General features: G+C 70.4%; 15 protein-coding genes. 14 read left to right on the plus strand and 1 reads right to left on the minus strand.

Going from position 1 to position 16,922, the window contains the following annotated elements:
* Positions 1-31 precede the first annotated feature (31 nt).
* The 4 genes from WG922_RS02055 (at position 32) to WG922_RS02070 (ending at position 4,936) form a co-directional block, all read left to right on the plus strand.
* A complete protein-coding gene (locus WG922_RS02055) occupies positions 32-1,171 on the plus strand; it encodes an ABC transporter substrate-binding protein (protein WP_340280297.1) in 1,140 nt (379 codons plus the stop codon).
* 165 nt (positions 1,172-1,336) lie between these two features.
* Positions 1,337-2,377: a branched-chain amino acid ABC transporter permease gene (locus tag WG922_RS02060; protein WP_340280298.1), complete on the plus strand. Its 1,041-nt coding sequence runs from the start codon at positions 1,337-1,339 to the stop codon at positions 2,375-2,377.
* A gap of 1 nt (position 2,378) precedes the next feature.
* The gene (locus WG922_RS02065) at positions 2,379-4,154 is read left to right on the plus strand and encodes a branched-chain amino acid ABC transporter ATP-binding protein/permease (RefSeq protein ID WP_340280300.1); all 1,776 of its coding nucleotides are present in this window, start codon (positions 2,379-2,381) and stop codon (positions 4,152-4,154) included.
* Positions 4,155-4,159: 5 nt separating this feature from the next.
* Positions 4,160-4,936, plus strand: a complete 777-nt coding sequence (locus WG922_RS02070; RefSeq protein WP_340280301.1) for an ABC transporter ATP-binding protein — start codon at positions 4,160-4,162, stop codon at positions 4,934-4,936.
* 178 nt (positions 4,937-5,114) lie between these two features.
* Here WG922_RS02070 and WG922_RS02075 read toward each other — a convergent pair whose 3' ends face one another.
* Entirely contained in the window at positions 5,115-5,564 is a 450-nt protein-coding gene (locus WG922_RS02075) for a hypothetical protein (RefSeq protein ID WP_340280302.1), read from the minus strand.
* A 195-nt stretch (positions 5,565-5,759) separates the two neighbouring features.
* Between WG922_RS02075 and WG922_RS02080 the strand changes: the two genes are divergently transcribed.
* The 10 genes from WG922_RS02080 (at position 5,760) to WG922_RS02125 (ending at position 16,777) form a co-directional block, all read left to right on the plus strand.
* Positions 5,760-6,455, plus strand: coding sequence for a glutathione S-transferase family protein (locus tag WG922_RS02080; RefSeq protein WP_340280303.1), 696 nt, complete (start codon positions 5,760-5,762; stop codon positions 6,453-6,455).
* A gap of 149 nt (positions 6,456-6,604) precedes the next feature.
* Entirely contained in the window at positions 6,605-7,114 is a 510-nt protein-coding gene (locus WG922_RS02085) for a hypothetical protein (RefSeq protein WP_340280304.1), read from the plus strand.
* A 129-nt stretch (positions 7,115-7,243) separates the two neighbouring features.
* A complete protein-coding gene (locus WG922_RS02090) occupies positions 7,244-7,936 on the plus strand; it encodes a fimbrial biogenesis chaperone (protein WP_340280306.1) in 693 nt (230 codons plus the stop codon).
* A complete protein-coding gene (locus tag WG922_RS02095) occupies positions 7,917-10,304 on the plus strand; it encodes a fimbria/pilus outer membrane usher protein (RefSeq protein WP_340280307.1) in 2,388 nt (795 codons plus the stop codon). The genes WG922_RS02090 and WG922_RS02095 overlap by 20 nt, the downstream gene beginning before the upstream one ends.
* The gene (locus WG922_RS02100; protein ID WP_340280309.1) at positions 10,301-11,203 is read left to right on the plus strand and encodes a spore coat protein U domain-containing protein; all 903 of its coding nucleotides are present in this window, start codon (positions 10,301-10,303) and stop codon (positions 11,201-11,203) included. The genes WG922_RS02095 and WG922_RS02100 overlap by 4 nt, the downstream gene beginning before the upstream one ends.
* Positions 11,204-11,333: 130 nt before the next feature.
* Positions 11,334-11,780, plus strand: coding sequence for a hypothetical protein (locus tag WG922_RS02105; RefSeq protein ID WP_340280310.1), 447 nt, complete (start codon positions 11,334-11,336; stop codon positions 11,778-11,780).
* 16 nt (positions 11,781-11,796) lie between these two features.
* A complete protein-coding gene (gene miaB / locus WG922_RS02110; protein WP_340280311.1) occupies positions 11,797-13,140 on the plus strand; it encodes a tRNA (N6-isopentenyl adenosine(37)-C2)-methylthiotransferase MiaB in 1,344 nt (447 codons plus the stop codon).
* A 3-nt stretch (positions 13,141-13,143) separates the two neighbouring features.
* On the plus strand, positions 13,144-14,598 hold the full coding sequence (locus WG922_RS02115; RefSeq protein WP_340280312.1) for a sensor histidine kinase: 1,455 nt from the start codon (positions 13,144-13,146) through the stop codon (positions 14,596-14,598).
* Complete coding sequence (locus WG922_RS02120) at positions 14,588-15,328, plus strand: hypothetical protein (protein WP_340280313.1); 741 nt, start codon at positions 14,588-14,590, stop codon at positions 15,326-15,328. The genes WG922_RS02115 and WG922_RS02120 overlap by 11 nt, the downstream gene beginning before the upstream one ends.
* A 42-nt stretch (positions 15,329-15,370) precedes the next feature.
* A complete protein-coding gene (locus WG922_RS02125) occupies positions 15,371-16,777 on the plus strand; it encodes a sigma 54-interacting transcriptional regulator (RefSeq protein ID WP_340280314.1) in 1,407 nt (468 codons plus the stop codon).
* The last annotated feature ends 145 nt before the right edge of the window (positions 16,778-16,922 follow it).

Here is a 16,922-nt window from a genome sequence, read left to right on the forward strand (position 1 = left end):
CCCTCGCCTTCCAACTGCAAAGGAGACCTGCATGAAACCCTTCCTCAAGAAGATCCTGGTGGCCGCGGCGGCACTGTCCGCTTCGGCGGCCGCGCTGGCCGAGATCACCATCGGCGTGAGCCTGCCCCTGACCGGCCCCGCCTCGGGTCTGGGCATTCCCATGGCCAACCAGTTCAAGCTCTGGCCCGACACCATCGCCGGCGAAAAGGTGCGCCTGATCGTGCTGGACGACGCCACCGATCCCACCAACGGGGTGCGTAACGCCCGCCGCTTCGTCACCGACGAGAAGGTCGATCTGATCATCGGCTCGGCCGCCACGCCGGTCGCCATCGCCATGGCCGACGTCGCCGCGGAGAGCAAGACGACGCAGCTCATGGCCTCCCCCGCGCAGCTGCCGCCCGGCAAGGACACCTGGAGCTTCCGCCTGCCGCAGTCCAACGCGGTCATGGCCCACGCGGTGGTCGAGCACATGAAGAAGCAGGGCGTCAAGACCGTCGGCTTCCTCGGCTACACCGACGCCTACGGCGAAGGCTGGCTCAACGATTTCAAGAAGGTGGCCGAGCAGCAGGGCATCAAGGTGGTGGCCGCCGAGCGCTTTGCCCGCACCGACACCAGCGTTACCGGCCAGGCGCTGAAGCTGGTGTCGGCCAATCCCGACGCCATGCTGCTGGTCGCCTCGGGCAGCGGCGCCGCAATGCCGCACAAGGCGGTGGTCGAGCGCGGCTACAAGGGCAAGATCTACCAGACCCACGCCGCGGCCACGCGCGACCTGATGCGCGTGGGCGGCAAGGACGTCGAGGGCTCCTTCGTCGTGTCCGGCCCCGTGATCGCGCCCGAGCAGCTGCCCGAGAGCCACCCCTCCAAGCAGCGCGCCACCGACTTCGTGCAGAAGTACGAGAAGGCCTACGGCGCCGGCAGCCGCAACCAGTTCGCCGGCCACGGCTACGACGCGCTGATCGTGCTGGAGAAGACCGTGCCGGTGGCGCTGAAGAAAGCCAAGCCGGGCACCCCCGAGTTTCGCGCCGCACTGCGCGACGCGATCGAGGGCATGGGCAAGACGACCTTCGCGCACGGCGTGATGAACTGGACCAAGGACGACCACTGGGGCTACACCAACGATTCGGGCGTGATCGTGAAGGTGGTCAACGGCGACTGGCAGGTCGAGAAGTAAGCGCGGAAGCAGGCGCATCTCCGCCGCGCGGGCGGGCGGCGGCAGTCCCGGGCGGGGACTGCCGCCGTTTCGCATGCGCGGCGCCGCGGGCGGTGCCGCGGCACGACAGGAATTCGGCGTGACGACAACAACTACGACTACGAAGAACAGGAAAGGCCCCGCGCGATGGACCTCATGATCGCGAGCATTCTGGTGGTGGACGGCATCACCAACGGCGCGATCTACGCGCTGCTCGGCCTGGCGACGGTGCTCGTCTTCGCCGTCACCCGGATCATCTTCGTGCCGCAGGGCGAGTTCGTCGCCTACGGCGCGCTCACGCTGGCGCTGCTGCAGGCCGGACGCGTGCCCGGCACCGTGTGGCTGCTGCTGTGCCTCGCGGCGCTGGCGGCGGTCATGGAGCTGTTCGACACCCTGCGCCAGGGCCGCGGGCTGCGCGCGGCGCTGGTCTCCACGCTGCGGATGGTGGCCCTTCCGGTGGCGCTGGCCCTGCTCACCGCCTGGGCCGCGCCGCAGCGCTTCCCCATGGTCGTGCAGGCGGTGCTCACGCTGGGGCTGGTGGCCTCGTTCGGGCCGCTGGTCTATCGCGTGGCCTACCAGTCGCTGGCCGATGCCAGCACGCTGGTGCTGCTGATCGTGTCGGTCGGCGTGCATTTCGCGATGACCGGACTCGCGCTGCTGTTCTTCGGCGCCGAAGGCTTCCGCAACCCACCGTTCTGGGACGAACGCGTCTCGGCCGGCATGCTCACCCTCAACGGCCAGGCCGTCATCATCGTCGCGGCCTCGGCGGCGCTGATGCTGCTGCTGTGGCTGTTTTTCGAGCGCAGCGTGTACGGCAAGGCGCTGCGCGCGACGGCCATCAACCGGCTTGGCGCGCGGCTGATGGGCATCTCGTCGCACGCCGCGGGCCGCCTCACGCTCGCGATGGCGGCCCTGATCGGCGCGCTCTCGGGTCTGCTGATCGGGCCGACCACGACCATCTTCTACGACTCGGGCTTCCTGATCGGACTCAAGGGCTTCGTCGCCGCGGTGATCGGCGGGCTTGCGAGCTACCCGGTGGCGGCCGTCGGCGCGCTGTTCGTCGGGCTGGTCGAGGCCTTCGCCTCGTTCTGGGCCAGCGCCTTCAAGGAGGTGATCGTCTTCACGCTGATCCTGCCGGTCCTGCTGTGGCGGTCGATCGCAGGCGGCCATGCGGACGAGGAGCACTGAAATGCGCAGCGTGCTCGTCCAACGCCTCGCGCTGCTCGCGCTCGTGCCGCTGGTGGCGCTGCTGCCGCTGCCGGAGTTCTGGTTCACCCAGCTCAATTACATCGGCCTCTACAGCCTGGTGACGCTGGGGCTGGTGCTGCTGACCGGCATCGGCGGCCTCACCTCCTTCGGGCAGGCCGCCTTCGTCGGCATCGGCGCCTACACCACCGCCTGGCTCACGCTCAACACTGGGCTGTCGCCCTGGCTCACCGTGTGGGTGGGGCTGGCCATCACGGCCGCCAGTGCGCTGGTGCTCGGCTGGATCACGCTGCGCATGTCGGGCCACTACCTGCCGCTCGCGACCATCGCCTGGGGACTGGCGCTCTACTACCTCCTCGGCAACATGGACGCGCTCGGCAAGTACGACGGGCTGCTGGGCGTGCCCGCGCTGACCCTCGGCGAGTGGGACATCAGCCGCGGCAAGCCCTTCTTCGTGTTCCTGTGGCTGCTGGTGCTGCTGGCGGCGTTCGCCCTGCTGAACCTGCTCGACTCGCGCACCGGCCGGGCCATCCGCGCGCTGCGCACCGGCTCGCAGATGGCCGAGTCGATGGGCGTGAGCACGCTGCGCTACAAGATCGGCATCTTCCTCATCGCGGCCCTGCTCGCCTGCATCTCGGGCTGGCTGTTCGCGCACTTCCAGCGCACGGTGAATCCCTCGCCCTTCGGGCTGAAGATGGGCATCGAATACCTCTTCATGGCCGTACTGGGCGGGGCCGGCTACATCTGGGGCGCCATCACGGGCGCGCTGCTCACCAAGCTCATGGAAGACCAGCTGCAGGTGCTGCTGCCGCGGCTGCTGGGCACCAGCGGCAGCTTCGAGATCATCGTCTTCGGCGTGATGCTGGTGCTGGTGCTCAAGTACCTGCCCGACGGCCTGTGGTCGCTGGTGGAGCGCTGGCGGCCTGCGCGGGCCGCCGCCAAGGGAAAGGATCTGCACGAAGCAGCCGCGCCGCTCGGGGCACGCGAGCGGCCGGTGCCCGGCGAAGTGGTGCTGCAGGTCGATCAGGTGCGCAAGACCTTCGGCGGGCTGGTGGCGGTGAACGACGTGAGCTTCGCGCTGCGCGCCGGCGAGATCATGGGCCTCATCGGCCCCAACGGCGCCGGCAAATCGACCACCTTCAACCTGATCACCGGCGTGCTCGCGCTCAGTGGCGGCGCCGTGCGCTTTCGCGGCGAGACCATCAGCGGCCTGCGCTCCCGCCAGATCGCCCAACGCGGCATCTCGCGCTCGTTCCAGCACGTCAAGATGATCCCGGACATGACCGTGCTGGAGAACGTCGCGCTCGGCGCCCACCTGCGCGGGCGTGCCGGCGCCGTCTCGGCCATGCTGCGCCTGGACCGCCGCGAGGAGCATCGACTGCTGGCCGAAGCCGCGCGGCAGCTGCGGCGCGTCGGCATGGGCGAGCAGATGCACGAGCTGGCCGGCAACCTCGCGATGGGTCCGCAGCGGCTGCTGGAAATCGCCCGCGCGCTGTGCGGCGACCCGGCCCTGCTGCTGCTCGACGAGCCCGCTGCCGGGCTGCGCCACAAGGAAAAGCAGGCGCTCGCGGCGGTGCTGCGCCAGCTGCGCGGCGAGGGCATGAGCATCCTGCTGGTCGAGCACGACATGGACCTGGTCATGCAGGTGTGCGACCGCATGGTGGTGATGGAATTCGGCACGCGCCTGATGGAGGGCACGCCCGAGGACGTGCAGCAAAGCCCCGCGGTGCGCGCCGCCTACCTGGGCACGGAGCATTGATGGACATGGACGCCTCCACCACACCCCGCGGCGCGCCGGCACCCTCCGGCGAGGCGCTGCTGCGCGTCGTCGATCTGCACGCCGGCTACGGCCGCGCCGAGGTGCTGCACGGCGTCTCCCTGGCGGCTGGCCGCGGCAGCGTGGCGACGGTGATCGGCCCCAACGGCGCCGGCAAGTCCACGCTGCTGAACGCCCTGATGGGCGTGCTGCCGTCGCGCGGGCGCATCGAATACCAGGGCGAAGACATCGGCACGCTCACGCTCGAGGAACGCGTGATGCGCGGGATCGCGCTGGTGCCGGAGCGGCGCGAGCTGTTCGGCTCGATGAGTGTCGAAGACAACCTGCTGCTGGGCGCGTGGCGCCAGCTGCGCCTGAGCAACCGGCAATGGCGCGGGCAGCTGGAGACGGTGTATGCGTTGTTCGGGCGTCTGCAGGAGCGCCGCACGCAGCCCGCCGGCACGCTCTCGGGCGGCGAGCGCCAGATGCTCGCCGTGGGCCGGGCGCTGATGTCGCGCCCCACCCTGCTGATGCTCGACGAGCCGAGCCTGGGGCTCGCACCCCTCATCGTGCGGGACATCTTCAGCACCATCGAGCGGCTGCGCGCCAGCGGCGTGACCATCCTGCTGGTGGAGCAGAACGCCCGGGCGGCGCTCCAGGTGGCCGACCACGGCTATGTCATGGAGACCGGCGAGCTGGTGCTTGACGGCCCGGCCACGGCGCTGGCGAGCGACCCGCGCGTGATCGATACCTACCTCGGCGCCCAGCGCGAGCGGGGGCGCTGAAGCGGGGGGGGGGGGCTGCAGGCACGCTGCTGCTCGCGAGCAGCCGGCTGCGGCTCGGGAGAGTCTGGCGCCAAACCGCATCACGGCCATGCGGTGCGCAGCGTCGCACGTAGAACTCGGCCCCCTGCGCGACACGGCTGAACGACGCGCCGACAGACACACGCGGGCCGAGGGCCGCTCAGCTCTTTGCCAAGGGACTGGCGGGGGGCGGCGGCGCCTCCTCCATCTTGGCGTACAGCCGTCCGCAGCTGGGGCAGGCATCCGACGCCGGCACCGCGAGCGCGAAGTGTCCGCAGCGCGGGCACTTGCGCATCTGCTCCTTCGGCTGCACCTTGAAGCGGTTTAGGGGGTCCGGCTCGGCAGGTGCGAGCGGCGGCACGCTGGCGCTGAAGCCCGACATCTGCGAGTGCAGGCGCGACATGCGCTGCTCGATCACATCGTCGTCCTCGGCGTCGCCCGGGCGGTGCACGGCGCCGCTCTGGTCGTAGACCGTGCCGCAGCGCAGGCACTGACGCGCGGCGCGCTCGCCGGTGACCGGGTCGCGCAGGCCGCGTATGGGCGCGAGCAGCAGCGCCAGCAGGCGGCGGAAAGTCGAAGGCGCCGGCGCGTCGCCGGACTGGTGTTGCACCACCGGCGCCCAGTCGGTGCAGCTACAGGAAGGGCAAGGCATGGTCGTTTCGCTCCCGCATGGTGTGCCGCCACAGCATGGATGCGGCGTGGATGTGACACATTGTTACACGAGCACTTGCGATTTTGGCGCGCTCGTAGCGCCCCGGATGATCTGTCACACAATGACAGGTCCCCTGCAACAACGGAGTTCCTCGTGCTGAAGTTTTTCTACAACACCGCCCCCAACCCCATGAAGGTCGCCCTGCTGCTGGAAGAGCTGGGGCTGCCCTACGAGGCGGTGCCGGTCGACACCCGCAAGGGCGAGCAGTTCGCCCCCTCCTACCTGGCGGTGAACCCCAATGCCAAGGTGCCGGCGATCGTGGACGGCGAGGTCACCATGTTCGACAGCAACGCCATCCTGCTCTGGCTGGCCGAGCGCGAGGGCCGCTTCGTTCCCACGGACCCGCGCAGCCCCGAGCGCGCGCGCATGCTGTCGTGGCTGATGTTCATCGCCAGCGGGATCGGCCCGTTTTCCGGCCAGTCGGTGCACTTCCGCCACGCCGCGCCCGAACCCAAGGAATACGCCCTCAACCGCTACGACTTCGAGGCGCACCGCCACTGGACCCTGCTGGACAAGCACCTCGCCGACCGCGAGTTCATGCTGGGCGCGGACTACTCCATCGTCGATATGGCCTTCTGGGGCTGGGCGCGCATGCTGCCCTACGTGCTGGGCACCGGCGACGCCACCTGGGAGCGCTACGCCAATGTCAAGCGCCTGCTCGACACCATCAACGCCCGGCCGGCTGCGCAACGGGCCGACGCGATCAAGACGCGCCATGCCTTCAAGGCCGAGATGGACGACGAGGCGCGCAAGCACCTGTTCCCGTCGAACGAACGGCTCAAGCGCTAACGACGGCGGCGGCAGAGAGGATTCCTGGAGCGGGCTGCCCCGCTTGCGCTCATCCGTAAAAAAGAATACAAAAGAATTTCGGATGAGCACTCAGGAAATCGAAAGGGTGCAACCGGCCGTCAGGGGGCACTACTTCCATAGGAATCCTCATGAAAAAGTCACTTGCCGCGGTTGCGATGGCAGCCCTCGCGAGCGTTGCGCCACCTTCTGCTCATTCCGCACCCCTCACCTTGACGCAGCCTTTCTCCGTGCAGATCGATTTCACGGCGGGATGCACCATGGCGACGTTGGCGTCGCCACTCGTCAAACTGAACATGCAGGCGTTTGGCGAAGTCAGCAGCCAAGCCGCCCCTTTCAGCGTTAAGTGCTCTCCAAGTTTGGGCCACTCCGTTGTACTCCGCAACATCTCCGATCAGGGCACAAGCGAAGCAGCAGTCGGAGTGTGGCTGTCGATAGTCGATAGCTCGTTCCAGGTACCGTACGAAATTCAGCTCGCGTTCCTTGGAGCAAATTCGAAAGACGCCGAGGAAAAGCTCTACCACATCCAGGCCAGAGGGAGTTCCGACGATCTCCACAAGATCGCCTGCCGGGACGGCGCTTTCAGCTGCACGAACATTGATTCGACGAACAACCAGTTCGAGATCGTCGTTACCTATTGAGGCGCCTACCCAAACCCGAGTCTCCCAGGATGCCGTGAGCCACCAGCGCTGGCAGCGGCCGCCCCATCCGAATCATCGAGATCGAGGCTTATGTCGAATCGAGCGTGTTACCGCGTGCTGCGCCTCGTTGTGCTCGCCACGCTCATTGGCTTGTGCGGTGCTACTCCACCGGCGTGGTCCGGCATCCAGGTGTCGCCCGTTCGCATCGTCTTCACGCCCCGAGACCGGATCGTCACCGTCACGCTTGGGAACGACGGGGCGCGCGAGGTCACGGTGCAGGCCGAGACGCTGCGCTGGTCCCAGGGACCGAATGGTGCCGACGTGCTGGAGCCGACAGACGAGGTGGTGGCCTCGCCGCCGCTATTGAAGCTGGCTCCCGGAGCGCGGAAGGTGATCCGGCTGGCGCGCCTGCGGCGGCATCTGCCCGAGCAGGAGCTGAGCTATCGCCTGCTGGTTCACGAACTGCCGTCCGCCGACGCCCCCGCGGAAAAGGCGCTCAACCTGCGCTTCACGTTCACCTTCAGCGTGCCGATCTTCGTGGCGCCCCGCGCGCCGATGCGCGACGTACGCTGCCAGCCGGCGCCCGACTTCGCCTCAGTGACGTGCCGCAATGAAGGCAACACCTTCGCGCGCGTGCGGCGACTCAGCCTGTTCCAGGGCGAGGCGGAGCTCGCCACCAGCAGCCCGGCGGCCTACCTCCTGCCGGGCACCGCGAAGGTGCTGCCGATCAAGGCACAGGCACCCGGCGCGCGCGGGCCGGCGCGCCTTCTGATCGAGTTGGAGGACGGCACGACGCAGGCGCATGACGCCGCCCTACCGTGAGCTGCCGGTGCTCGGCCTGCGCCGCCTACGGCGGCTCGCCCTGGCCGCGCTCCTCGGCGTGGCCGGTGCAGCCGGAGCAGCCGGCGCGAGCGAGGCACGGCCGGCACGCGTGACACCGGCAAGCACCGGACCGCGTGCGCTCGCCGCCGCCGTGGTGGTGAACGGCACCAGGTCGGGCGACTGGCTGCTGCTGCAGGCGAATGGACAGTTGCACGCGACACGCGAAGCCTGGCAGGCCTGGCGCCTGCGCGCGCCCGCCGATGCGGCCACCTTCGACTACCAGGACCAGACCTGGTTTCCGCTGGCCGCCTGGCCCGGGTTCGCGTCGCGACTCGAAGACGACGGACAGCAGCTGCAACTGCAGTTCGAGCCGCAAGCCTTCGAGGAAGCCCGCATCGACAACGCCACCGGCCAGGGGGTGGCGACCGCGCCGCGCGAACATGCCCTGTTCCTGAACTACGACGCGAGCGCGAATGTCACGCGGCGGCCCGGCCACGGCGCCGCGCGCGATGGCGGAACGCTGGCGGAGGTCGGTTGGACCGGCCCGTGGGGCTTCCTCACCACCAGCCATGCCCTGCAATGGAGCCCCGCCGGCAGCACCACGCGGCGCCTGGAGACCAGCTTCACGCACGACCAGCCGGGCGAGCACCTGAGCTGGCGGGTAGGCGACAGCAGCACGCGGCCAGCGTTCTGGTCACGGCCCGCCTACTTCGCCGGCCTGCAGTTCGGCAAGAACTTCCGCCTGGACCCGGGCTTCATCAGCCAGCCCATCCCGGTGTTCGCCGGCAGCGCCAACGCGCCCAGCACGCTGGAGCTGTACGTGAACGACGTGCTCCAGCAGACGGCCCAGGTGCCGCCCGGCCCCTTCAGCCTGCAGGGCGCGACCGGCCTCACGCGGGCCGGGCAGGCGCGCCTGGTGCTGCGCGACGCACTGGGCCGCGAGTCGGTGGTGGTCAGCGATTTCTTCGGCAGCCCCAACCTGCTCGAAGAGGACCTGAGCGACTGGAGCGCCGAGATCGGTGCGCTGCGCGAGGGCCTGGGCGGCGCGCAGCAACGCTATGGCCGCCGCTTCGGCGCGGTGCTGTGGCGCCGCGGCTTGAGCAAGACGGTGACCGTGGAAACGCGCGCGGAGCTTTCGGGCCAGCGGCAGGCGGCCGGCGCGGGCCTGCTGGGCTCGCCCGACGGATTCTGGTTCGGCCAGGGGGCGCTCGCGCTGTCGCGAAGCGAGGCGGGCACCGGCTGGCGCGCCTTGCTGCAGCTGGACGCCGACCCGCTGCACCAGCGCTTCGCCGCGCGGCTGCAGACGTCGAGCGCCGCCTTCCGCGAACTCGGGCAGCCCGCCTCGCGCGCGCCGGCGCGGCGGGAGGCCTCGTTCGGCTTGGGCCTGCTGTCGCTGCCCGGGCACACGCTGCGGCTGATCGCGGGACAGATCCGGGCCGCCGACGGCGGCAGCTCGCGCACGCTGGGGCTGGTCTACTCGCGCGGCTGGCGCGGCGGCTATTTCAGCGTCTCGGCAAACCAGGCGCGGGCCCCCGGCCGGTCCGGACACACGCTGGCGGCCACCTGGACCTTCTACCTGGACCGCACGCAGTTCTCCAGCACACTGTCGCGACGTGATGGCGATGCCGACGCCAGGGTTCACGCCAGCAGCACCCCGCACCAGCCGGACGCGCTGGGCTGGCGCGTGGCCGCCGGCAAGGACCGGCAGGACGCCTATGCCGAGGCCAGCCTGTATCGCCAGACGCGGCAGGCGTGGCTGTCGGGCGACCTCGGCGTCTCGGGCGAACAGCAGCGGCTGCGCCTGGGCGCCCGCGGCGCGCTGGCGCTGGTCGATGGCAGCGTGTTCGCCACCCAGCGGCTGGACGACAGCTTCGCGCTGGTGGAAGTGCCCGGCCACGCCAACGTGCGGGTGGACGCCCACGGCCGCACCCTGGGCGTCACCGACGCCCGCGGCCGCACGCTCGCGCCGGCGCTGGCCGCGTTCACGACCAGCCGCATCCGGCTGGACGGCAACGACCTGCCGATCACGGCCGAACTCGACAGCATGGAGCACACGGTGACGCCCGCGCGCCGCAGCGCGGTGAAGGTGACGTTTCCGGTGCGCTCCGGCCGCGGTGCGCTGCTGCAGATCGTGCTGGCCGACGGCGAGCCGGCGCCGCTGGGCGCCCATGTGCGAGCCGAAGGCGACGCCGAGACCTTCGTCGTGGGCCACCGCGGGGCTGCGTTCGTGAGCGGACTTCAGGACCGCAGCCACCTCGTGCTGCGCTGGAAGCAGGCGAGCTGCCGCTTTGAGGTGGTGCTGCCTCCGGTCGGCGACGAAGACATCACCCGCGTCGGGCCGCTGGTGTGCCAGGGAGTGGCCCGATGAACGAGGTGCTGTCCGCCCTGCGCGTGGTAATGGTTTGGATGCTGTGCACCCTCACGCCGCTGGCCGGGACTTCAGCGCGCGCCGCCCTCCATTGCGGACTGTCCGCCACGTCCCCGAGCGGCACTTACTCCGCCGACAACGCGCTCACCATGGACGGCTCCCTCACCATCACCTGCACCCGCGGCGCCGAAGACGCCCAGACCCAGCTGTTATGGCTCGGCCTCAACCAGCCGCCCACCGGCCGCGACCTGCTGCAGCAGGGAGGACCGCAGCGCCTGCCCTATGCCCTGTACCGCGCACGCCCCGAGCTCGGTCTGTGGACCGACACCGGCGAGCGCGCGGAAGGGGATGTCAACCCCGGCGCGCTGCTGTTCACCTTCGACTTCCTCGCTGCCGGCAGCCTGTCGGCCCAGCGGGTGCTGACCTTCAACGCGCATGTGGCAGCGGGGCTGCACCGGCAGGTGGGTGAATACGCGGACGCGAGCGCCGCCGCCGTGCTTCGCCACGGATCGTCTGCGGGCCCGGTGCTGGCCTCGACCCTGTTCACGGTGGGCGCGCGCATTGCGGACCAGTGCCGCATCACGCCGCCCGCGGCGCCGTTGGCGCTGAGTTACACCGCCTTCTCCAAGCACGACGTCCAGGGCACGGCCTCCTTCGAGGTGACGTGCACGCTGGGCACGCCCTACACGCTGGCGCTGGACCCGCCCTCGGCGGTGATGGAAGCGGTGGACATCCGCTACCGCCTGCTGCTGGACCCGACGCTCGGCCAGGGCACGGCGCAGCCGCAGCGCCACACCATCACCGGCATCGCGCCGGCCGGCCAGATCGGGCGCTGCCCGGTGGGCGCGGGCAGCACCTGCCGCGCCACCCGCATCCACCAGATCGTCGTGAGCTACTGACTAGGGGCGAGCGCCCGCCGGATACGCGTCGGTTGCGCCCGGCCGGTCGAGTCCGCCGGGTACACTCGCAGCCCTCCGTCCGGGCGTGCGATACCGTTGCCAAATGCCCCTCAGCCTCTGGATCTACCCCATGAACCGCTGGACTTCTCACCTCTCCCTTCCCCTCTCCTTCTCGCTGGCCGTGCTCGCCGCGTCCGCTGCCGCGCCGGCCTTCTCCCAGGTGCTCGAAGCGCCCGCCGCCGCCCCCACCTTCGTGCGCGAGGCGCCGCGCGACGTGCGGCCCGCCCGCATGAAGGTCACGCTGCCGCCGCAGATCACCCTCGACGGCACCGCCGATCGCCTGTCCCCCGGCGCACGCATCCGCGACACGCGCAACATGCTGGTGCTCTCGGGCAGCCTGGCCGGGCGCGAGCTGCCGGTGGTGTACCGGCGCGACGCCGCGGGGCTGGTGCACGAAGCCTGGCTGCTTACCGAAGCCGAGTACGCGCGCCTGGGCGGCAGCGGCTCCACGGGCGATGCCGAGGCCGTGCGCCAGTTCCAGGTGCTGCTGGCCACCATCTTCGGCGCGCGGCGCTGACACGGGGAGCGACACCATGACCAAGAAAGTGTTCATCAAGACCTTCGGCTGCCAGATGAACGAGTACGACTCGGACAAGATGGCCGACGTGATGCAGGCCGCCGAGGGCTACGAGCCGACGCAGGACGTGGAAGAAGCGGACCTGATCCTGTTCAACACCTGCTCGGTGCGCGAGAAGGCGCAGGAGAAGGTCTTCTCCGACCTGGGCCGCGTCAAGCACCTCAAGGCGCGCGGCGCGGTGATCGGCGTGGGCGGCTGCGTCGCCAGCCAGGAGGGCGCCGCCATCATCGAGCGCGCGCCCTATGTCGATCTGGTGTTCGGCCCGCAGACGCTGCACCGCCTGCCCGAGATGCTGGCGCGCCGCGAGCGCGAGCGGCGCGCGCAGGTGGACATCAGCTTTCCCGAAATCGAGAAGTTCGACCACCTGCCGCCGGCGCGCGTCGAGGGCGCCACCGCCTTTGTGAGCATCATGGAAGGCTGCAGCAAGTACTGCAGCTATTGCGTGGTGCCCTACACCCGCGGCGAAGAAGTCTCGCGCCCGTTCGACGACGTGCTGACCGAGGTGGCGGGCCTCGCCGAACAGGGCGTCAAGGAAGTCACCCTGCTGGGGCAGAACGTGAACGCCTATCGCGGCCGCATGGGCGAGGCGGCGGAGATCGCCGACTTCGCGCTGCTGATCGAGTACGTCGCGGACATTCCCGGGATCGAGCGCATCCGCTACACGACCAGCCACCCCAACGAGTTCACGCAGCGCCTGATCGAGGTGTATGCGCGCGTGCCGCAACTGGTGAGCCATCTGCACCTGCCGGTGCAGCACGGCAGCGACCGCATCCTGATGGCGATGAAGCGCGGCTACACCGCCATGGAATACAAGAGCACCGTGCGCAAGCTGCGCGCGATCCGCCCGGAGCTGTCGCTCTCCAGTGACTTCATCGTCGGCTTTCCCGGCGAGACCGAGGCCGACTTCGGCAAGACCATGCAGCTGATCGAGGAGCTGGGCTATGACGCCAGCTTCAGTTTCGTCTTCAGCCCGCGACCCGGCACGCCGGCCGCGCAGCTGCACGACGACACGCCGCAGCCGGTGAAGCTGCAGCGGCTGCAGCACCTGCAGGCGACCATCGAGGCCAACGTGCAGCGCATCGGCGCGAGTCGCGTGGGCACGGTGCAGCGGGTGCTGGTGGAGGGCCCCTCGCGCAAGGACGCGAGCGAGCTGTCCGGGCGCACCGAGTGCAACCGCGTGGTGAACTTCCCGGCGCCGCCGCGACTTGTGGGGCAGATGGTCGATGTCCGCATCACGCAATCCTTCGCGCATTCGCTGCGCGGAGAGGTGGTGCTGCGCGACCACGCGCTGGCTGCCTGACCGGTGGCCACGGCTGCGCGTCGCCGGGTCCGCCTGCCCTGGGTCAGCCTGGCGTCGTTTCGCCAGCTGCTGCTGGTCGCGTTCCTGGCCATCGGCCTGCTGCTGGGGGCCGCCGCCGTGCGCGCCGTGCTGATCCTCGAGCAGCTCATGACGCAGAGCAGCGCCGAGGCCGGACGCGCGCTTGAACTGACCGCCAGCTCGCAAGGCCTGACCGCCCGCACGGTGGCCATGGAGCGGGCCGCGCGGCAGTCGCTGGTGTTCAACGATCCGGTGCTGCTCGCGCGCTTTCGAGAGGAACTGAAAGAGGCGCGCAGCACGCTGGACCGCATGCGCCGCAACGGCCTGCCCGACAAGCTCGCGCTGCAGTGGCAGGCGGAAGCGGCGGAAATTTCCGAGGCAATGCGCGGGCCGCAAGAGACCGCGCTGGAGCGCGAGCGGCTCGTGAGCGTGGAGTTCCGTGACCTCGACACCATCAACAGCCGCATCGCCCGCGCCGTGCAGGACGACATCGAGGCGCGCGACCGCTCGCTGCGCGAGAGCCTGGCGGTCAGCCGCACCCGGTTGATGCAGCAGGTGAGCCTGGCCATCGTGCTGGCCGCGGTGCTGGCCATCGCGCTGGGGGTCTGGCTCGCCCGGCCCTTCAAGCGCATGGAAAAGGCGGTGGTCGATCTCGGCGAAAACCGGCTGGACGCGCCCATCGACATCCGCGGCCCGGCCGACGTGCGGCGCCTGGGCCAGCAGCTCGAATGGCTGCGCCTGCGCCTGATGGAGCTCGACGCCGACAAGGCGCGCTTCCTGCGGCACATCTCGCATGAGCTGAAGACGCCGCTGGCGGCGCTGCGTGAAGGCGTGTCCCTGCTCGAAGAGGGCGTGACCGGCGACCTCACCGCCGACCAGAAGGAAGTCGCGCGCATCCTGCGCCACAACACCGTGGTGCTGCAGGGGCAGATCGAGGCGCTGCTCAACTTCAATGCCGCCGCCTTCGAGGCGCGCCAGCTGCGCCGCGAGCGCACCGACCTGCGCGCACTGCTGCAGGAGCAGGTGGAGTCGCAGCGGCTGCAGTGGCAGGCCAACGGCGTGCGCGTGCGCCTGGCCGGCGAGCCGGTGTGGGCCCGGGTCGATCCGGACAAGCTGGGGACCGCCCTGGCGAACCTGCTGTCCAACGCCATCCGGTTCGCGCCCGAGGGCAGCGAGGTGCTGCTGGAGCTGGGCGCGCAGGGCCCGCTCGCGCTGATCGACATCCGCGACCAGGGGCCCGGCATCGCGCCGGCCGACCGGGACCGCGTGTTCGAGCCCTTCTACCGGGGCGAGCGCCAGCCCCAGCACGCGGTGCGTGGCACCGGCATCGGGCTGTCGATCGTGCAGGAGTACATTGCTGCCCACGGTGGCCGGGTGGTGCTGCTGCACGACGACACGCCCGGCGCCCACTTCCGTATCGAGCTACCCCATGCCAACTGACCCACGACCGCGCTGCCGGCCGGCGCCGCAGCAAGCCGCGCCCGGAGCCCGCCGCGGCCTGCGCCTGAGCGCGTGCCTGGCCCTGGCCGTGCTCGTGTCCGCCTGCACCACGGTGCCGCCCCGCGCTGCCCCGCCGGCTTCGGCGCCGCCGGCGCCGGCACCGGCACACACCGGCGCGCTGCCCCCGCTGCAGCCCCCGGCGCCGACCGCCCCTCCCGCCACCCCCATGCCGCACGCAGCGGCCCCCGCGCCGGCGCCCTCGCCGCCCGCCACGCCCCCCGCGCCTGCACCGGCCCGGCCTGCGCCCAGCGCCGGTGAGTCGGCCCTGGGCAGCGCGCTGGCGCATGCGGACCGGGTGCGCACGCTGAATGCGTCCGAGCTGTCCAGCGAGATCGCGCGCCTCGCGGCTACCAGCCCCTCCCCGATGCGCCAGGTGCAACTCGCGATCGCGCTGCTGCAGGCGAACACGCCGGCGGAGTCCTCGCGCATCCATGCATTGCTGCAGGCGGTGCTCTCCACCGACACCGACGAAGCACGCGCCCTGCACCCGCTGGTGCGCATGCTGCTCGCCCAGCACGCGCAGCAGGCGCAGCAGCGCAGGCTGGAGGAGCAGCTCGAGCGCCAGACCCAGGCCGCCCGCGACGCGCAGCGCCGCAGCGAGCAGCTGACCGAGCGCCTCGAAGCGCTGCGCGCCATCGAGCGCAGCATGCCCACCCGCCCGGCGCGCTGAGCGCCCCGCGGCCCTTTTTGCCTGCTTCCGCGCTGTCCCACGATGTCTGCCAAATCCCGCATCCTCCTGGTCGATGACGACCCCGACCTGCTGCGCCTGCTGTCGATGCGGCTCGCGGCCGCCGGCTACCAGGTCAGCGCCGTCGCATCGGCCGAAGCCGCACTGTCGCAGCTGGCCGTGGAGCGGCCGCAGCTGGTGCTGAGCGACGTGCGCCTGCCCGGACGCGACGGCATGGCGCTGTTCGACGAGATCCGCACGCGCCACCCGTCGTTGCCGGTGATCCTGCTCACCGCGCACGGCACCATCCCCGATGCCGTCGAAGCCACCGCGCGCGGCGTGTTCGGCTACCTCACCAAGCCCTACGAGCCGCGCGAGCTGCTCGACAAGATCGAGCAGGCGCTCAGCGTCGCAGGCCCCGTGGCCAGCGCCGGTCCGGCCGACGAAGCCTGGCGCAGCGAGCTGATCAGCCGTTCCAGCCGCATGGTCGAGCTATTGGCGGAGGCGCGGCTGGTCGCCGCATCGGACGCCTCCGTGCTGCTGCGCGGCGACAGCGGCACCGGCAAGGAAGTGCTGGCACGCGCCATCCACCGCGCCAGCCCACGCGCGCGCAAGCCCTTCGTCGCCGTCAACTGCGGCGCCATCCCCGAGGCGCTGCTCGAATCCGAGCTGTTCGGCCACGTCAAGGGCGCCTTCACCGACGCGGTGAGCAACCACAAGGGTTTGTTCCAGGCGGCCGACGGCGGCACGCTGCTGCTCGACGAAATCGGGGACATGCCGCCGGCGCTGCAGGTAAAGCTGCTGCGCGTGCTGCAGGAGCGCGCCGTCCGTCCGCTCGGCTCGAGCCAGTCGATCCCGGTCGATGTGCGCATCATCTCGGCCACCCACCGGGACCTGGACGCCGCCATGGCGAGCGGCCAGTTCCGCGAAGACCTCTACTGGCGCCTGAACGTCGTCACCTTGTCGCTGCCCACCCTGGCGCAGCGCCGCGAAGACATCCCGCTGCTGGCAAACCACTTTTTGCACAAGCTGGCCGCCAAGTACCAGCGCCGCCTCTCGGGCTTCGCGCCCGAAGCCATGAAGGCGCTGACCACCGCCGCCTGGCCGGGCAACGTGCGCCAGCTGTTCAACGTGGTCGAGCAGGTCTGCGCGCTGTCCACCACCCCGCTGGTGCCGCTGGCCCTGGTGCAGCGCGCCCTGCGCGTGCCGGGCGTGGAGGTGCTGACCTACGCGGAGGCCAAGGAACGCTTCGAGCGCGAGTACCTGGTGGGCCTGCTCAAGCTCACCGACGGCAACGTGGCCGATGCGGCCCGCCTGGCCGGGCGCAACCGCACGGAGTTCTATCGGCTGCTGCAGAAGAACGAGCTGACGCCGGGGTTGTTCAAGGGGGAAGGTGGCGGGGTGGGCGATTCGAAGCAGACGGGATCAGAGGACGGGTTGGGGGGCGGCTGAGCCTGAGGAGGGCCGAACCGACGACAGATTCGCGCGAGCTGAGCCACGGTCACCCCGGCGCCCCGGAGCGCAGCCAAGCCTTCGGCGATGCGCGACACAGCTCGTGTGCACAACTCAGGCCATCTCGGGACGCAGTGCTGCTGGG

Source organism: Ramlibacter sp. AN1015 (genome assembly GCF_037726105.1).
Lineage (GTDB): Bacteria > Pseudomonadota > Gammaproteobacteria > Burkholderiales > Burkholderiaceae_C > Ramlibacter.